The 16463-nt window shown below is 62.9% G+C and carries 11 protein-coding genes; 5 read left to right on the top strand and 6 right to left on the bottom strand.

The genetic code is table 11. The annotated features are described in order from the left end of the window. The first annotated feature begins 165 nt into the window (after positions 1–165). The 4 genes from ABIE33_RS02920 (at position 166) to ABIE33_RS02905 (ending at position 6953) form a co-directional block, all read left to right on the top strand. A complete protein-coding gene (locus tag ABIE33_RS02920; RefSeq protein ID WP_429121148.1) occupies positions 166–1722 on the top strand; it encodes a Do family serine endopeptidase in 1557 nt (518 codons plus the stop codon). A 136-nt stretch (positions 1723–1858) separates the two neighbouring features. Beyond that, positions 1859–2560: a response regulator transcription factor gene (locus ABIE33_RS02915; RefSeq protein ID WP_429121147.1), complete on the top strand. Its 702-nt coding sequence runs from the start codon at positions 1859–1861 to the stop codon at positions 2558–2560. Further along, entirely contained in the window at positions 2557–3963 is a 1407-nt protein-coding gene (locus tag ABIE33_RS02910; protein ID WP_429121145.1) for a sensor histidine kinase, read from the top strand. Before ABIE33_RS02915 ends, ABIE33_RS02910 begins: the two co-directional genes overlap by 4 nt. A gap of 32 nt (positions 3964–3995) precedes the next feature. Beyond that, complete coding sequence (locus tag ABIE33_RS02905) at positions 3996–6953, top strand: bifunctional [glutamine synthetase] adenylyltransferase/[glutamine synthetase]-adenylyl-L-tyrosine phosphorylase (RefSeq protein ID WP_429121142.1); 2958 nt, start codon at positions 3996–3998, stop codon at positions 6951–6953. Here ABIE33_RS02905 and ABIE33_RS02900 read toward each other — a convergent pair. Next, a complete protein-coding gene (locus ABIE33_RS02900) occupies positions 6932–9292 on the bottom strand; it encodes an ATP-binding protein (protein WP_429121140.1) in 2361 nt (786 codons plus the stop codon). The genes ABIE33_RS02905 and ABIE33_RS02900 overlap by 22 nt on opposite strands. Before the next feature lie 183 nt (positions 9293–9475). Then, a complete protein-coding gene (gene pepN, locus ABIE33_RS02895) occupies positions 9476–12124 on the bottom strand; it encodes an aminopeptidase N (RefSeq protein ID WP_429121137.1) in 2649 nt (882 codons plus the stop codon). A 421-nt stretch (positions 12125–12545) separates the two neighbouring features. Between pepN and ABIE33_RS02890 the strand changes: the two genes are divergently transcribed. Next, a complete protein-coding gene (locus ABIE33_RS02890; RefSeq protein ID WP_429121134.1) occupies positions 12546–13484 on the top strand; it encodes a DMT family transporter in 939 nt (312 codons plus the stop codon). A 12-nt stretch (positions 13485–13496) separates the two neighbouring features. Here ABIE33_RS02890 and ABIE33_RS02885 read toward each other — a convergent pair whose 3' ends face one another. The 4 genes from ABIE33_RS02885 to ABIE33_RS02870 all read right to left on the bottom strand — a co-directional run bounded on the left by ABIE33_RS02885 (position 13497) and on the right by ABIE33_RS02870 (position 16451). After that, positions 13497–14789 carry an MFS transporter gene (locus ABIE33_RS02885; RefSeq protein WP_429121131.1) on the bottom strand — a complete coding sequence of 431 codons (1293 nt, stop codon included), beginning with the start codon at positions 14787–14789 and terminating at the stop codon, positions 13497–13499. Between the two features lie 210 nt (positions 14790–14999). Beyond that, the gene (locus ABIE33_RS02880) at positions 15000–15155 is read right to left on the bottom strand and encodes a hypothetical protein (protein WP_167590825.1); all 156 of its coding nucleotides are present in this window, start codon (positions 15153–15155) and stop codon (positions 15000–15002) included. Positions 15156–15220: 65 nt separating this feature from the next. After that, positions 15221–15397: a hypothetical protein gene (locus ABIE33_RS02875; RefSeq protein ID WP_139110001.1), complete on the bottom strand. Its 177-nt coding sequence runs from the start codon at positions 15395–15397 to the stop codon at positions 15221–15223. 142 nt (positions 15398–15539) lie between these two features. Beyond that, a complete protein-coding gene (locus tag ABIE33_RS02870; RefSeq protein WP_429121127.1) occupies positions 15540–16451 on the bottom strand; it encodes a uracil-DNA glycosylase in 912 nt (303 codons plus the stop codon). Positions 16452–16463: the final 12 nt, after the last annotated feature.

Here is a 16463-nt window from a genome sequence, read left to right as displayed (position 1 = left end):
ATTCATCTTCCGGACAGAACTCAGTAAGGTCCCATCCGTTACATCTTTCGTCATCGGCTGTTCCTCCAGTCAGCCAATAGCGAGATCGCCACCCCGCGGCGACCCTCGAAATCACGATGTCGAAGCTGCTTGTCCGCAGCTTCAAGGAAAGAAAAGGCAAAACGGATGTTTACGACCAAATTCCTGCGTCCCTCCCTCAAGACTGTCCTGAAGACCTCGACGGTTGCGGGTCTTGCGGCCGTCATGCTGACCTCCGGCCTGCCGGCAACGATCACCCAATCCTTCGCCGAAGCCGTCAAGGTCGATGCACCTTCGGTGCCGAGCTTTGCCAATGTCGTCGATGCCGTTTCCCCGGCCGTCGTCTCCGTCCGCGTCCAGTCGCGTGCCAACCCGGTTTCCGACGAGGGCAACAACTTCACCTTCGATTTTGGCGGTCGCGGTCTGGATGAGCTTCCCGACGATCACCCGCTGAAGCGTTTCTTCAAGGAATTCGGCCCGCGCGGCGATGAGCGTGCCGAACGTGGTCCCGGCCGCCGCGGCCCGCACGGCGAAGGTCGCCTGCGCCCGACTTCGCAGGGCTCCGGCTTCTTCATCTCCGAAGACGGCTACCTCGTCACCAACAATCACGTCGTTTCCGACGGTTCTGCGTTCACGGTCATCCTCAATGACGGCACCGAGCTCGACGCCAAGCTGATCGGTAAGGACAGCCGCACTGACCTCGCGGTGCTCAAGGTCGATGACAAGCGCAAGTTCACCTATGTCAGCTGGGCCGACGACAACAAGGTGCGCGTCGGCGACTGGGTCGTGGCCGTCGGCAACCCCTTCGGTCTCGGCGGCACGGTGACATCCGGCATCATCTCGGCCCGTGGCCGCGATATCGGTTCGGGTCCCTATGACGACTATCTGCAGGTTGACGCAGCCGTGAACCGCGGCAACTCCGGTGGCCCGACCTTCAACCTCTCGGGTGAAGTGGTCGGCATCAACACCGCGATCTTCTCGCCGTCGGGGGGCAATGTCGGCATCGCCTTCGCCATTCCGGCATCCGTCGCCAGGGACGTTGTTGCCGACCTCATCAAGGACGGCTCGGTGTCGCGCGGTTGGCTCGGCGTTCAGATCCAGCCGGTGAGCAAGGATATCGCCGAATCGCTCGGCCTGTCCGAGGCTAACGGCGCACTCGTCGTCGAGCCGCAGGCCGGCTCGCCGGGCGACAAGGCCGGCATCAAGAAGGGCGACGTCGTCACGGCGCTCAACGGCGACACGATCAAGGATCCGCGTGATCTTGCCCGCAAGGTCGCCGGTATGCGCCCGGGCACCACGGTCGATGTCACGCTGTGGCGCAACGGCAAGTCGGAAACCGTCAAGCTCGAGATCGGTACGCTGCCGAAGGACGACAAGGAAGCGGCTAAGGATCAGGGCACTCAGTCGGAGGAAACCCAGCCTTCGAGCGAGCAGGCCCTGGCCGACCTCGGCATGACGGTTGTGCCTTCCGACGACGGCAAGGGCGTGACGATTGCTTCGGTGGACGAGGATTCGGATGCCAGCGATCGTGGCCTGAAGCAGGGCGAGAAGATCGTTTCCGTCAACAATCAGGAAGTGAAGTCTGCGGACGATATCCTCAAGGTGATCAACCTTGCCAAGAAGGACGGCCGCAGCAAGGCGCTCTTCCAGATCGAAGCCGAGAACGGCAGCCGCTTCGTGGCGCTTCCCATCGATCAGACTTGATCGCGGCAGCGAATGAATGACCAGGGCGCCGCGACATCAGATCGATTTCGCGGCGCTCGCCGTTTGGGGCGAAGTGATCGCCATGCCGGTTGTCGGAGAGACCGAAACCGGTTGAGACAGACAGGGGTCCGGGACTATGGTCACGCGTATGAAGATTCTTATTATTGAAGACGATATCGAGGCAGTCGGCTATCTTACAAAGGCGTTCCGGGAAGCGGGCATCGTCTGCGACCATGCGAGCGACGGCGAAAGCGGCCTCTTCATGGCCAGCGAAAACAGCTATGACGTTCTCGTGGTCGACCGCATGTTGCCGCGCCGCGATGGCCTGTCGGTGATTTCGGAACTGCGCCGCAAGGATATCCATACGCCGGTGCTCATTCTGTCGGCACTCGGCCAGGTCGATGACCGGGTGACGGGCTTGCGTGCCGGCGGCGACGACTACCTGCCGAAGCCCTATGCCTTCAACGAGCTTCTCGCTCGTGTCGAAGTGCTCGGCCGCCGCAAGGGCACGCCGGAACAGGACATGGTCTACCGGGTCGGCGATCTCGAACTTGATCGCCTGTCGCACTCGGTCCGCCGCCAGGGCAAGGAAATCCCGCTGCAGCCGCGCGAATTCCGCCTGCTCGAATATCTGATGAAGAATGCCGGCCAGGTCGTGACCCGCACGATGCTGCTCGAGAACGTATGGGACTATCACTTCGACCCGCAGACCAACGTCATCGACGTGCACGTCTCGCGGCTGCGCTCGAAGATCGAAAAGGACTTCGATCTGCCGCTGCTTCGGACAGTGCGCGGCGCCGGCTATATGATCAAGGATGACCGGACCGCCAGCGCATGAGCAAACTCGGCGTCCTGTTCAGGACAACCGCCGTTCGGTTGTCCGCGCTCTATCTGATCCTTTTCTCGCTCTGCGCCGCCTTCCTCGTCTTCTATGTCACCGGCATGTCGGAACGCCTGCTCCAGCAGCAGACGCGGGACGCGGTGACGGCAGAGGTGACCCAGATCGAGCAGGTCTATACCCGCGCCGGGATCAACGGATTGCTGCGCTCGCTTGAACGACGCGCGCGCCAACCGGGCGCCAATCTCTATGTGATCGCCGGGCCGAGCGGTGAAATCCTCGCCGGCAATGTGGCGAGCCTGGAGCCCGGCCTTCTCGATCGCGAAGGCTGGACGGAGCGGCCCTTCGCTTACCAGCGCTATACCGACGAGACCCGCAAGGACAGCCACGTGGCGCTGGCCCATGTGTTGATGCTCGACAACGGCCTGCGCATCCTCGTCGGTCGCGACCTGCAGGAACCGCAGAAATTCCGTGCCCTGGTGCGCCAGGCGCTGATGGTGGCGCTCGGCATCATGGGTCTCGGTGCTCTGATCATCTGGTTTGCCATCGGCCGCAATGCGCTGAAGCGCATCGACCGCATGTCGGAGGCGAGCACCAAGATCATGGCGGGCGATCTGTCGCAGCGTCTGCCGACGAGCGGTTCCGGCGACGAATTCGACCGGCTTTCCGAATCGCTGAATGCAATGCTCGGACGCATCGAGAAGCTGAACGAGGGTCTGCGCCAGGTCTCCGACAACATCGCCCACGACCTGAAGACACCGTTGACACGGCTGCGCAACAAAGCCGAGGCGGCACTGGCGCGCAAGGGCACGAGCCAGCGCGGTGCGCTCGAAGAAATCATCGGCGAGTCTGACCAGCTGATCCGCACCTTCAATGCGCTGCTGATGATTTCGCGCGTCGAAGCGGGTTCGGCTGCCGCAGAGATGAGCGAGATCGACCTTTCGCAGATCGTGGCGGACTGCGTCGAACTCTACGAACCGGTCGCGGAAGACGTCGGCCTGCGGCTGGAAGCGGATGTTGCGCCGGGCACGATGATTTCGGGCAATCGCGAACTTGTCGGGCAGGCGCTCGGCAACCTGCTCGACAACGCGATCAAGTACGCTGAAGGCTCCGCTGATCCGCTGATCAAGGTTTCGCTCGGCAGGCGCGACGGCAAGGTCATTCTCTCGGTTGCCGACCACGGCCCGGGAGTTCCCGAGGAAAAGCGCGACGACGTCGTCAAGCGTTTCGTCCGACTGGATGAAAGCCGCTCGAAGCCCGGAACCGGGCTCGGGCTGTCCCTCGTCGAGGCGGTGATGGAGATGCATCATGGCGCCTTGGATCTGGCCGCAACCGATCCTGATGGTGCCGATAACGGCAAGGGACTGACGGTGCACATGGTTTTCCCGGCGTCCGCGACCTGATAGACCAGTTTTCGGAGAACAGGGGAAACGGCATGCAGGATACGATGGCAGGGCACTGGTGGGGCATCGAGACGGCGCCGATCAAACCGGCAAGCCAGGCCGACGCCAAATCTGCGCTGTCGGTGCTGAAGGACATGGCCAAGGGCCATGACCAGATCGGCCGCCTGCTGGCATCCGAAACTCCGTTCAAGGCCTTCATCGTTGCAGCCTTCGCCTTGTCGCCGTTTCTGCGTGACACCGGCGGCAGCCAGCCTGGCATACTCGATCAGCTTCTGTCGGAACCGTTGCAGGAGTTTCTCACGGAAAGGGTCCGGCGGGCGCGGGATGCCTGGGTGCCGGCGGAGCCCGGCGTGGCGCTGCCAGATACCGAGATCATGACGCGGCTTCGAAGGGCCAAGCGCGAGCTTGCCTTCGCCGTAGCGCTTGCGGACCTCTCGCGGCACTTCGACGGTCGCGAGACAACGCGCTGGTTGAGCGAGTTTGCCGGTGCCGCCGTTTCGGCAACGATCGATCATCTGCTCTTAAGCGGCCATCAGGGCGGCAAGCTTGCGCTCAAAGACGTGGTTGCCCCGAGCGAGGGTGCCGGCGTCGTCGTGCTCGGCATGGGCAAGCTCGGTGCTTTCGAACTCAACTACTCCTCCGACATCGATCTCGTGGTCTTCTACGATCCGCAGTCCGGCATCATCGTCGATCGCGATGATGCCTCCGAGACCTTCGGCCGGCTTCTGCGCCGCCTCGTCCGCATTCTCCAGGAGCGCACCGGTGACGGCTACGTTTTTCGCACCGACTTGCGCCTGCGCCCGGACCCCGGCTCGACGCCGCTGGCAATCCCGGTCGAGGCGGCGATGCTCTATTACGAGGGCAGAGGGCAAAACTGGGAGCGCGCAGCCTTCATCAAGGCGCGGCCGGTTGCCGGCGATATCGCTGCGGGCGAGGCCTTCCTAAAGGAGCTGACGCCGTTCGTCTTCCGCAAGTATCTCGACTATGCGGCAATCGCCGACATTCATTCGATCAAGCGGCAGATCCACGCCCACAAGGGCCACGGCGAGATTGCGGTCAAGGGACACAATATCAAGCTCGGCCGCGGCGGCATCCGTGAGATCGAGTTCTTCGTCCAGACGCAGCAGCTGATCGCCGGCGGACGCATGCCCGACCTGCGGCTGAAGGCGACGGAGCCGATGCTGCGCGCGCTGGTGAAGGCCGGCTGGATCGACGAAACCACCGCAGACGAACTGGTCGAGGCCTACTGGTTCCTGCGCGACGTCGAGCACCGGATCCAGATGGTCCGCGACGAGCAGACCCATGTGTTGCCGGAGACCGAGGCGGAGCTAAAGCGCATTGCCTTCATGCTCGGCTTCGAGGACACGGCCACGTTCTCCAAGGCGCTGTCGAAGGTGCTGCGCACGGTCGAGCGGCGCTACGCTCAGCTCTTCGAGCAGGAGGCGAAGCTTTCGAGCGAGACGGGCAATCTTGTCTTCACCGGCCAGCGCGACGATCCCGATACACTCGATACCCTAAGAAAGCTCGGCTTCCAGCGGCCGTCCGACATCTCGCACACGATCCGCACCTGGCACTACGGTCGCTACCGGGCGACGCAGTCGGTCGAGGCGCGCGAGCGGCTGACGGAGCTGACGCCGCAACTCCTGCGCGTCTTCGGCGAAAGCCGGCGCGCCGACGAGGCACTTCTGCGTTTCGACCATTTCATTTCGGGGCTGCCGGCCGGCATCCAGCTGTTCTCGCTGCTCGGCAACAATCCTCGGCTCTTGTCATTGATCGTCAACATCATGTCCTCGGCGCCACGGCTTGCCGAGATCATCGCGGCGCGGCCGCATGTGTTTGACGGCATGCTCGATCCGGGCCTGCTGGCGGAGCTGCCGACCCGAGACTATTTGGCGCCGCGCATCGCCAATTTCGTCGCCGGCGCGCGCCACTATGAAGAGGTCCTCGATCGGCTGCGCATCATAGCCGCCGAGCAGCGGTTCCTGATCGGCATTCGCCTGTTGACCGGCTCCATTTCGGGCGCGCAGGCAGGCCGTGCCTTTACCGATCTCGCCGACCTGATCATCGCTGCCGCGGTGGACGCGGTGCTTTCCGAGGTGCGCTCGGTTCACGGCGATTTCCCGGGTGGGCGCATTGTCGTTGTCGGCATGGGCAAGCTCGGCAGCCATGAGCTGACGGCGGGCTCCGACGTCGACCTGATCCTGCTCTACGACTATGACGACGCGGCTTCGGAATCCGACGGCGGCAAGCCGCTCGATCCCACGCGCTATTTCACCCGGCTGACGCAACGTCTGATCGCCGCGCTCTCGGCGCCGACGGCCGAAGGCGTGCTTTATGAGGTCGACATGCGGCTGAGGCCGTCCGGCAACAAGGGGCCGGTCGCGACCCGCATCAACGCCTTTGCCAAGTACCAGCGGGAGGAGGCCTGGACCTGGGAGCATCTGGCTCTGACGCGGGCGCGCTGCATCTGCGGCGACGACAGCCTGACGGCGCAAGCCGCTGCCATCTTCGCCGAAGTGCTCGGGCAGAAGCGCGATGTCGCCAAGATCAGCGCCGACGTGATCTCGATGCGCGAGATGATCGACAGCGAGAAGCCACCGAGCGACATCTGGGATTTCAAGCTCATCCCCGGCGGCCTCGTCGATATCGAGTTTATTGCGCAGTACCTGGCGCTGATCGCGCCGGCCAGAGACGTGCCGCCGCTTGAAGCGGGCGCCCACACGGCCGACGCCTTGAAGGTCCTCGGCGCCGCGATGATGAACCCCAACGATCTCGATACGACGATGGAGGCGCTGAGCCTCTTTACCGAGCTATCGCAGATCGTGCGCCTGTGCATCGAGGGAGAGTTCGATCCGAAGGAGGCGCCGGCCGGGCTCGTCGATCTCGTCTGCCGCGCAGGGGACTATCCCGACCTGAAAACGCTGGAGGCCGATATCAAGCGGCTTTCGAAGGCCGTTCGGCGTATTTTTCAGTCGGTGGTTTCGGGATAGGGCTGCGGGTCGCTGTCGTGATCGGGCATGCGCAATGAAATGATGGTGCCGACGTTCTCGGCGGAATGGATCTTCATGGTTCCGCCGTGAAGGCGCGTCAATGAGCGGGAGATGGCAAGCCCGAGGCCGGAACCGCCCTTGCTCTTGGCATACTGGCTCTGCACCTGCTCGAAGGGCTGGCCGATCTTCTGCAAGGCATCGCGCGGGATGCCGATGCCGGAGTCGGCGATCGTCAGCGTCACTGCGCCCGTGACCTTGCGGGCGCGCAGCGAAATGCGCCCGCCTTCATTGGTGAACTTGACCGCGTTGGACAAGAGATTGAGCAGCACCTGCTTCATCGCTCGTCGGTCGGCAACGACGGTCAGGCCCGAGGCGATATGCTGCACCACATGGATGTTCTTCTGCTGCGCCGGGATCGTGGTGAAGCGCAGCGTCTCCTCGATCAACGGCGCGAGGTCGATCGTCTCGCGGCTGATGCGCATATGCCCGGCTTCGATCTTCGACATGTCCAGGATGTCGTTGATGACGTTCAGCAGGTGTTTGCCGCTCTCGTGGATGTCGCGCGAGTATTCGTCGTATTTCTCCGAGCCGAGCGGCCCGAACATCTGCGTCTGCAGGATCTCGGAAAAACCGAGAATGGCGTTGAGCGGTGTCCTCAGCTCATGGGACATGTTGGCGAGGAATTCCGACTTGGCGTGGTTCGCCGCCTCGGCCCGTTCCTTTTCCGCCTGATAGTTGGCGTTGGCGATCGACAGCTCGGTCTTCTGCCGCTCCAGGGTCATGCGCGAGGCCGAGAGATCGCCGATGGTCGCCATCAGCCGGCGCTCGGATTCGCGCAGCCGCACTTGGTGACGCTTCAAGAGCGTGATGTCTGTGCCGACCGAAACGAGGCCGCCGTCGCGCGTGCGTCGTTCGTTGATCTGCAGCCAGCGCTCGTCGGCGAGCTGCACCTCTGTGGTTTGCGAGTGGTTGCTGCGGTCCGGATCCGCGATGCGACGCTCCACCACCGGGCGCGCGGCCGCGGCGTGAACGGCAATGCGTTCCGTGCCCGGCACCAGCACATGATCCGGAAGCTTGTAGGCCTCCTGGTAGTGCGTGTTGCACATCACCAGCCGGTCCTGCTTGTCCCAGAGGACGAAGGCCTCGGACGTGCATTCGATGGCATCGGCCAGGCGCTGATCTGCCTCCGCATAGCGCTGGGCGAGGCGGTGCTGCTCGGTGACATCCATGGCGATGCCGATGAGATGGGCGCGGCCCGAAACGGTGCGGATGATCTCGGCGCGGGCGCGCAGCCAGACGTAATGGCCGTCCGCATGGCGCATGCGGAACACCTGGTCGATCTGGCGCGCATCGCCACGGGCAATCGTCCGCGCAACGCCATAGATGCCGCGATCATCCGGATGCATCAGCCGTGCCGCATCTCCGAAGGAGAGCACGCTGCTCTCGCCGGGCATGCCCAGCATTTCATACATCGACCGCGACCAGAACAGCCGCCGGTTGGCCAGGTCGAAATCCCAGAGACCGCAGCGGCCGCGCGACAGTGCGGTTTCCACCCGCAGGTTCGATTCCGCAAACACCGAGTCGGCGTCGCGGGCGCGCTTTGCCTGAATGTAGTAGGCATAGAGCACTACGAGCAGGATCGCCGAGATGCCGGCAAACAGCGTCACGTTCAGCGAAACCTCGTCGCGCCACGCTGTTTCGAGCTGGGTCACCGGCGTAGCCGCCAGGATGACGCCGGCTGCGTCGGGCAGCTGCGCCAGGGCAACGATATGGTCGACGCCGTCGATCGCCGTCTTCATGACACTGGAATGTTCGCCGTAATATTGCAGCGTTGCGATATCCGGCGCCACCGAGGCAAGCGTCCGGCCGATCAGCGCCACGCCGTCAGGCGTGCTGGCGAAGATCCGTCCATCCTTGCGCACGGTCAAGAGGAACATGCCCGGGTCGAGCATGGCGGTGGGCAGGTACTGCGTCAGCCTCTGTTCGGCGTCCCAACGCCGGCCCTCTTCGAACAACGTCATGCCGTCGACCTGAAACGCCGCTACGGCTGTCGCTGCTGCAAGCCCGACGGTCTGGCGAGAACTGTCTTCCATCCGGGCGTGTTCGCCCATGATGCCGGACATGCGCGAAACGGCGACGATGATCAGGAATGCGATGATGAGGATGGGGATCGAGCGCTTGAGAATAGGTTCCGCGCCCGCAAGACGCTGCGACGTCGGCTCGGCGAAAATTTTCGCCTGCGAGATGAACTCGCGTTCCAGGCCGGAAAAGCCTGAAAACTTGAGTCGCAACCGCCCGTCGGCTGCGCTCGCTGGTCGCGCGTCCGCCATCTTACCCAATGTGAAACCCTCTGATGATTCGGCGCGCCGCTCGCCCGAATCTGACTCAATGAATCACAGGGCGATTCGCCTTGTCCAGAGGTAATGGTAAAGATTTCTTAACCATTTCTTATCGTTGGGAAATAATAGGCCGGGTCGCGTAAGCGGCCCGGCCTTTGTGAAACACCTGCATTCTCAGCCTTTTCAGGCCTTGAGCATGCGCTCGACGATGTCGCTGACGTCGGCCGAAAGCTTGGTCGCGCCAGCGATTTCCTTCAGCGCATTGCGGGCATGGTCGGCACGGGTATCTTCGAGCGACCGCCAGGAGCGCATCGAAGTCAGGATGCGTGCCGCGAGCTGCGGATTGCGTGGATCGATGTCGAGGATCTGCTTCGCGAGGAAACGGTAGCCCTCGCCATCGGCGCGGTTGAAGCCTGTCGGGTTGGCGAAGGCATAGCTGCCGACCAGCGACCGTACGCGGTTCGGATTGCTGCCGTTGAAAAGCGGTTCGGTCATCAGCGCCTTGACGCGATCCAGCGTGCCGGCCCCGGGAATTGTGGCCTGCACCGCGAACCACTTGTCTATGACCAGCGCATTGTCGGCAAACCGCTTCCGGAAAGTCGCCAGTGCCTGCGTCGTCTCGGGCGTGTCCGGGAACCGGTGCGCGAGCAGTGCCAGCGCATGGCTGAGGTCGGTCATGTTGTCGGCGGCTGCGAAGGCTTCGGCTGCCCGCTTCGGATCGTCCTCGCCATGGACGAGATAGGTGAGTGCTGCATTGCGCAGGGCGCGACGTCCGGCGCTTTCCGCATCCGGACTGAAGGAACCCGACGGGGCCATTTCGTCGGCAAGCCGAAGGAAGGTCGCGCGGCCCGCAAGCGCGATCGCTTTGAGGATCTGCTGCCGGGCGGCATGGATGGCGTCGGGGTCGTTGTCGGCGCCGATCTCGCGGGCGATGTCGGCTTCGCTCGGCAGCGACAGCGCCTGCGACCGGAAGGCCGGCTCCAGCCTGTCGTCGGCCGCCGCGGCGATCAGGCCGTCGAGCAGCGCCTTTTCGCAGGTGACGGATTTGCCCGCACGGACGTTGGCCGTTGCCGGTACCAGATTGGCAAGCGCAATGGCGTTGAGTGCCTGCCAGCGGGCGAAGAGATCGCTTTCGTGCCGCGCGATCAGAGCCCGATCGTCGTCGGTCTGCTCGATATGCAGGTTGATCGGGGCGGAAAAGCCGCGGTTGAATGAAGGCACCGGGCGCGATGTGATGCCGGAGAAAACCACCGTCTGCTTGCGCTCGGCAAGGTGCAGCACGTCGCCGGTAATATCGGCGCCAGACACGCCCGAAAGATCGGCTTCCGCACCGTTTTCGAGCAGCAAGCCCATGCGCAACGGAATGTGCATCGGCTCCTTGGCGCTTTGCCCCGGCGTCGGTGGCACGGTCTGTTCGAGCGACAGGGTGAAGGTCTGCTTGGCCGCGTCATAGGCGCCCGACGCTGTCACCAGCGGCGTACCTGCCTGGTCGTACCAGAGCGAGAACTGGCTGAGATTGCGACCGCTGACCTCAGCGAAGCAGGCAACGAAATCCTCGATGGTCACGGCCTGGCCGTCGTGGCGCTCGAAATAGAGGTCCATGCCCTTTTTGAACAGGTCGCGACCGAGAAGGGTCGCGATCATCCGGGTGACTTCGGAGCCCTTCTCATAGACCGTGGTCGTATAGAAGTTGTTGATTTCGCGGTATTTCGTCGGCCGGACCGGGTGGGCGAGGGGGCCCGCATCCTCGGGGAACTGTTCCGATTTCAGGTGTCGAACCTCGGCGATGCGCTTGACGGCGCGCGAACGCATGTCGGCGGAAAACTCGTGGTCGCGATAAACCGTCAGGCCTTCCTTGAGGCAGAGCTGGAACCAGTCGCGGCAGGTGATGCGGTTGCCGGTCCAGTTGTGGAAATACTCGTGCGCGATGATCGCTTCGATATTGGCGTAATCGGCGTCGGTCGCCGTTTCCGGATCGGCCAGCACGTATTTGTCGTTGAAGACGTTTAGTCCCTTGTTCTCCATGGCGCCCATGTTGAAGTCGGAGACGGCGACGATCATGAAGATGTCCAGATCGTATTCGCGGCCGAACACCTCTTCGTCCCACTTCATCGAGCGCTTCAGCGCATCCATGGCGTAGGACGCGCGCGACTCCTTGCCGTGTTCGACATAGATCTTCAGGGCGACGCCGCGGCCGGACATGGTAGTGAACGTGTCTTCGACCACGCCGAGATCGCCGGCAACGAGCGCGAAGAGATAGCTGGGCTTCGGGTGCGGATCGAACCAGGCGGCGAAATGTCGGCCATCGCCCATGTCGGCGCCGCCGAGATAGTTGCCGTTGGAGAGCAGAAGCGGAGCGGATTTCTTGTCGGCGATGATGTTGACCGTATAGACGGCAAGAACGTCGGGACGATCAGGGAAGTAGGTGATGCGGCGGAACCCTTCCGCCTCGCACTGCGTGCAGTAGACGCTGTTGGTGCGGTAGAGACCCATCAGCTTGGTGTTCGTCTCTGGCGAGAGCATCGTGGTGACGGTGACTTCGAACGGGGCGGTTTCGGGCAGGCCGCGGATCGTCAGCGTGTCATCGGTTACGTCGTAGAGCGCGGCTGCAAGCTCTTCCTGGTCGAGCAGCAGGCCGGTCATGACCAGCTCGTCGCCGTCAAGCACCAGGGCGGCTGATGCGTCCACGCCTTCCCGCCGATGCAGGATCAGCCGCGCTTCGACCTTGGTTTCCTTCGGGTCAAGCTCGAAGGTCAGATCCACTCTTTCAAGAACGAAGTCGGTCGGCCGGTAGTCTTCCAGATGAATGATCTGGCCAGTATTTGTCCGCATGGTCAGTCCCGCTCGCGCCTTGCTACTGGTGGATTTGTAGAGGGCGCTTGTGATGGTGAAAAGGCCAAAGGGCGAAAAGCCGGATATGCCACACGATTGTGATGCCGGCGACCGCACTTCCGGCAGAAAAGACATGGTTTCCGGTATTCTTCCCGCTCCCTTATCGCCTTGACGTGTATCGAAGTGGCACTAACAAGAAATAAACCGGAAAGGTTTTTTTCGACGTCGCTAAAGAAATCTCGGCGATTGTCTTCGCTTCGATGAACTCATCAAGAAAAAAGTCGGTTCATCAAGAAGATTGATCCGACTTTCGCGCCCGGCGCAGCTAGAGTGACATGGTTCTCCGGTGAGCCTCTCACCCAAATCTCCCAAACTGTCGCCGTTGCGGTCCTTGTCCGCTCAGGCTCGAAAAGTGCTTTCCATGGATGCCGAAGTCGAAAACCCGATGAAGGGGATCCTGCTCAAGGTCCTTTCGGTCGTCATTTTCGTTTGCATGTCGACCTTGATCAAGGCAGCCGGGAGCGAGATCGCCACTGGCCAGATCACCTTCTACCGGTCCGCCTTCGCAATGGTCCCGATCCTCGGCTATCTCGCCCTTCGCGGGCAGTTGCGCGACGCTTTCAAGACGAAGGATATCGGTGGGCACATCGCACGCGGCTTCGTCGGTATCCTGGCGATGAGTTTTGGTTTCTACGGCCTCGTCCACTTGCCGCTCCCCGAGGCGATCGCCATCGGTTATGCGATGCCGTTGATCGCCGTTGCCTTTGCCGCGATCTTTCTCGGCGAGACCGTTCGACTCTACCGCTGGTCGGCTGTCGTCATCGGTCTGGTCGGCGTCATGATCATTACCTGGCCGCGGCTGACACTGTTCCGCGAAGGCGGTCTCGGCTCATCCGAAGCACTGGGGGCGGCGGCGGTGCTGCTGTCGGCAGCCCTCGGTGCGATCGCCATGGTGCTGGTACGCAAGCTGGTGAAGGCCGAGCGCACGCACACGATCGTGCTCTATTTCTCGCTCTCGGCCTCGGTCTTTTCGCTCGCCACCTTGCCGTTCGGCTGGCCAAGCATCTCGCAGGAAGCCTTCGTCTTGCTGATGGTTGCAGGCTTCTGCGGCGGCGTGGCGCAGATCCTGTTGACGGAAAGCTACCGTCACGCAGACATGTCGACGATCGCGCCGTTCGAATACACCTCGATCGTGCTGGGCCTGGTCATCGGCTATTTTCTGTTCGAAGACATTCCGACGGGCACGATGCTGATCGGCACCGCCATTGTCGCCGGCGCCGGCATCTTCATCATCTTGCGCGAGCATCGGCTTGGATTGGAGCGCAAGGGCGCGCGCAAGCACGTCACGCCACAGGGTTGACCCTCTCCGTGCCTATTCCGGCTGTCTCTCCCACGCCGGCACCGTGTCGTCCTCGATCAGGCCGTCCTGCGATGCCTGCTGGGCGATGGGGCTGGTAACGTCGGGTCCGGGCGTCGGCAGCACCGTGGTCGCCTGGAAGTCGGTCTTGGAAACGAGGCCCTCGTGCTGGTCGCGTCGCAGGATGCGCCAGGCGGCATAGCCTCCATAGAACGCGAAGTAGACGGCAAGCACGATGAACAGCGCGGCCGGTCCGAACCGGTCCATGACAGGACCGACCATCAGCGGGCCGGAGATCGTGCCAAGCCCATAGGTGATCATCAAGCCGGAAGAAATCTCGACATATTCGTCCGGCTTGGCGAGGTCGTTGGCGTGGGCGACGTTGAGCGCATAGATCGGGAAAAGCACCGAGCCGACGAAGGCGGCAATCACATAGAGCACCGTCGGACTGCTGCCGATCGAGGCGGACATGACCAGGCAGGAGATCACGCCGACGATGCCGCAGCCGACCATGACGATGCGGCGGTCGATGCGATCGGAGGCGCGGCCGATCGGGATCTGCGAAATGGCACTACCGGTCAGGAGCGATGCCAGCAATGTGGCGCCTTCGCCGGTCGACAGCCCGATCTTCTGCGTGAACACGCCGCCGAGGTTCAGCCAGGCGCCCGAAAGCGCGCCTGCGAGAAAGCCGCCGACCACGGCAACGGGGGAGCGACGAAACAGCCCGGGAATATCGAACCGAGCCTGCGCCGGCGGTGCCGGCATCGGCGAGGACGAAAGTGCCGTCGGAAGCAGCGCCAATGAGAACAGCACACCGCAGAGGATGAAGAGCGATGTGGTGGTCGGGTCTCCGAGCGGCACCATGTATTGCCCGCCGATGGTGCCGACCATCGTGGTGATCAGGTAGAGCGAGAAGAGCATGCCGCGGTTCTCGTTGGTCACCCGCTCATTGAGCCAACTTTCGATGACGAGATAGCTGCCGGAGATGGCGAAGCCGGAGATGGCGCGAAAGACGATCCAGAGGCGCCAGTCGACGACAAGCCCGCACAAGAGGATGGCGATCGAGAGCAGGGTGATGAGCGCGGTGAAGACGCGGACATGGCCGACGCGCAAAACGAATTTCGGCGTAATAATGCAGGAAACAGTGAAGCCAACCGTGTAGCCGGTGGCAATGACCGAAACCGTCAGTGTCGACCAGTTTTCAGCGACCGATCGGACCGGGATCACGTAGCTCTGAAGCCCGAAGGCCACCATCATCAACAGGGTGGACAGCATCAGGCTGAGGACGGAAGCGAGACTGGCCAGCATCGGCGCTCCTGAAAACAAACACGCGCCGAGTTGACCAACCGGGTGGTTGGCAACGGAGGCGCGATGCGGAGCGAGGGCAGTCAGACGGAGATGCCGGATAGACCTATCGCTTCGAACTCGAAACGAGTGTGGCTCTATCCAGTTTTCTAGGCGCTGTCGATTGCGACAGCCGATAGCAAAAAGACGGTAACGATCCGTCCTCGGGCGCTATCAGTTCGGCAGCAGTGGGCTGATCGCCGAGCGATGGGCGCGGCGGGCGTCCTTGGTCGTGCTGAGCGCGGTGTATTCACGCGAGGCACGAACGGCGGTGCCGATATCTGCGATCGAATCGAACAGGACCTTGAGGCTTGCGATGGGCTTGGTCATGATCTTGTTCCTTGTCTTACGTCGTCTCAATCGCGCGACACGCCGTTCGGCGCATCGCGTGGGGATCAGCGTTGGATGAAGTCGGCGAAAAGCTGCGACGGACGGGTGGTCCGGGCAAGGCCGATTGCAGTCATCTGCTCGTTGGCCGCCGTGCCGAAGCGGTTGAACGGCGTCCGCCGGGCAGCGTCGGTGTGACGGAGCGTCTCAAAGCTGCTGTGGATCGGGCGAAAGCGGGCAGTCATGGTTCTTGTTCCTTATTCCATTCCTCCCGTTCCGATATATTGCGCTGCAACATGGATTTTGCAATGCACTAGAACGCTGCACTGATATGCGCAAACCGCATGGCTTTCTTCACACTTTGTTCATGAAACGGGCAGCCGGCGGTCAGCCGTTGATGCGGGCCTTGAAGGCAAGCATATCCTGCCAGGCGAAGCGCTTGTTGATCGGCGCTGTCACCAGGTCCTGCGGGTGCAGGGTTGCAAGGGTCTGGACGGTGTGTCCGCCCATCTGAAGGTCACGCCATTCGCCACGCAGCTGGTGGATGGTGTCACTGCCGCCGAAGAAGAAGCGTGCGGTGAAATTGCCAAGCAGCAACAGGTGCTTGGGCTCGGCGAGCGCAACCTGGCGCTCGATGAAGGGGCGGCAGATATCGGCCTCGCGGACGGTCGGCACGCGGTTGCCCGGCGGGCGCCACGGCACGACATTGCTGAGCAGGACGCTCTCGCGCGACAGTCCGATGCCGGCGAGCATGCGGTTGAGCATGTCTCCCAGCCGGCCCGAGAACGGCTGGCCGTCGCGATCGTCATCCGCATAGGGCATGGGGCCGACGATCATGATGCCGTTTGACGGATCGCCCTCGGCAAAGACGAGATTACGGGCACTGTTTCTGAGATTGCAGCCGACGAAGCCTTCCATTGCCGATCGCAACTCGGCAAGCGAGCGCGCCGATTCCGCGGCAAACTGCGCCTCCTTGACGGCCTGGGCGTCGGGGATGGCGACCGCCGGGGCGTTGACGGCAGGCGCCGGCGCGCGGGGTTCGCGGGCCTGGCCGCCGGCCGGGCTCGCCGGCTGCCGCGTTGCAGCCGGAGCCTCCGAGCGCGCCGCCGGCTGGCTTGCGCTCGCCTGATGGCGCGAATCGGCCTGTTGGCGCGAATCGGAGCGTGCCGCCTTCATCGCTTCGAACTCGGCGAAGCGATCGACCGGATCCTCCTCCATCAGCCACTCGACACCCGCATCCGCATGGAAGGCGAGCAGGGCGGCAAGTTGGCCAGGGGAGAGGTTGTCGGCAGAAATCATGGGCGCCAACCT

Source organism: Ensifer sp. 4252 (genome assembly GCF_050434565.1).
In the GTDB taxonomy this organism is placed as follows: Bacteria; Pseudomonadota; Alphaproteobacteria; order Rhizobiales; family Rhizobiaceae; genus Ensifer.
Note: the sequence above shows the minus strand (reverse complement) of the source record. Positions and strands in the feature narration are given on the sequence as shown.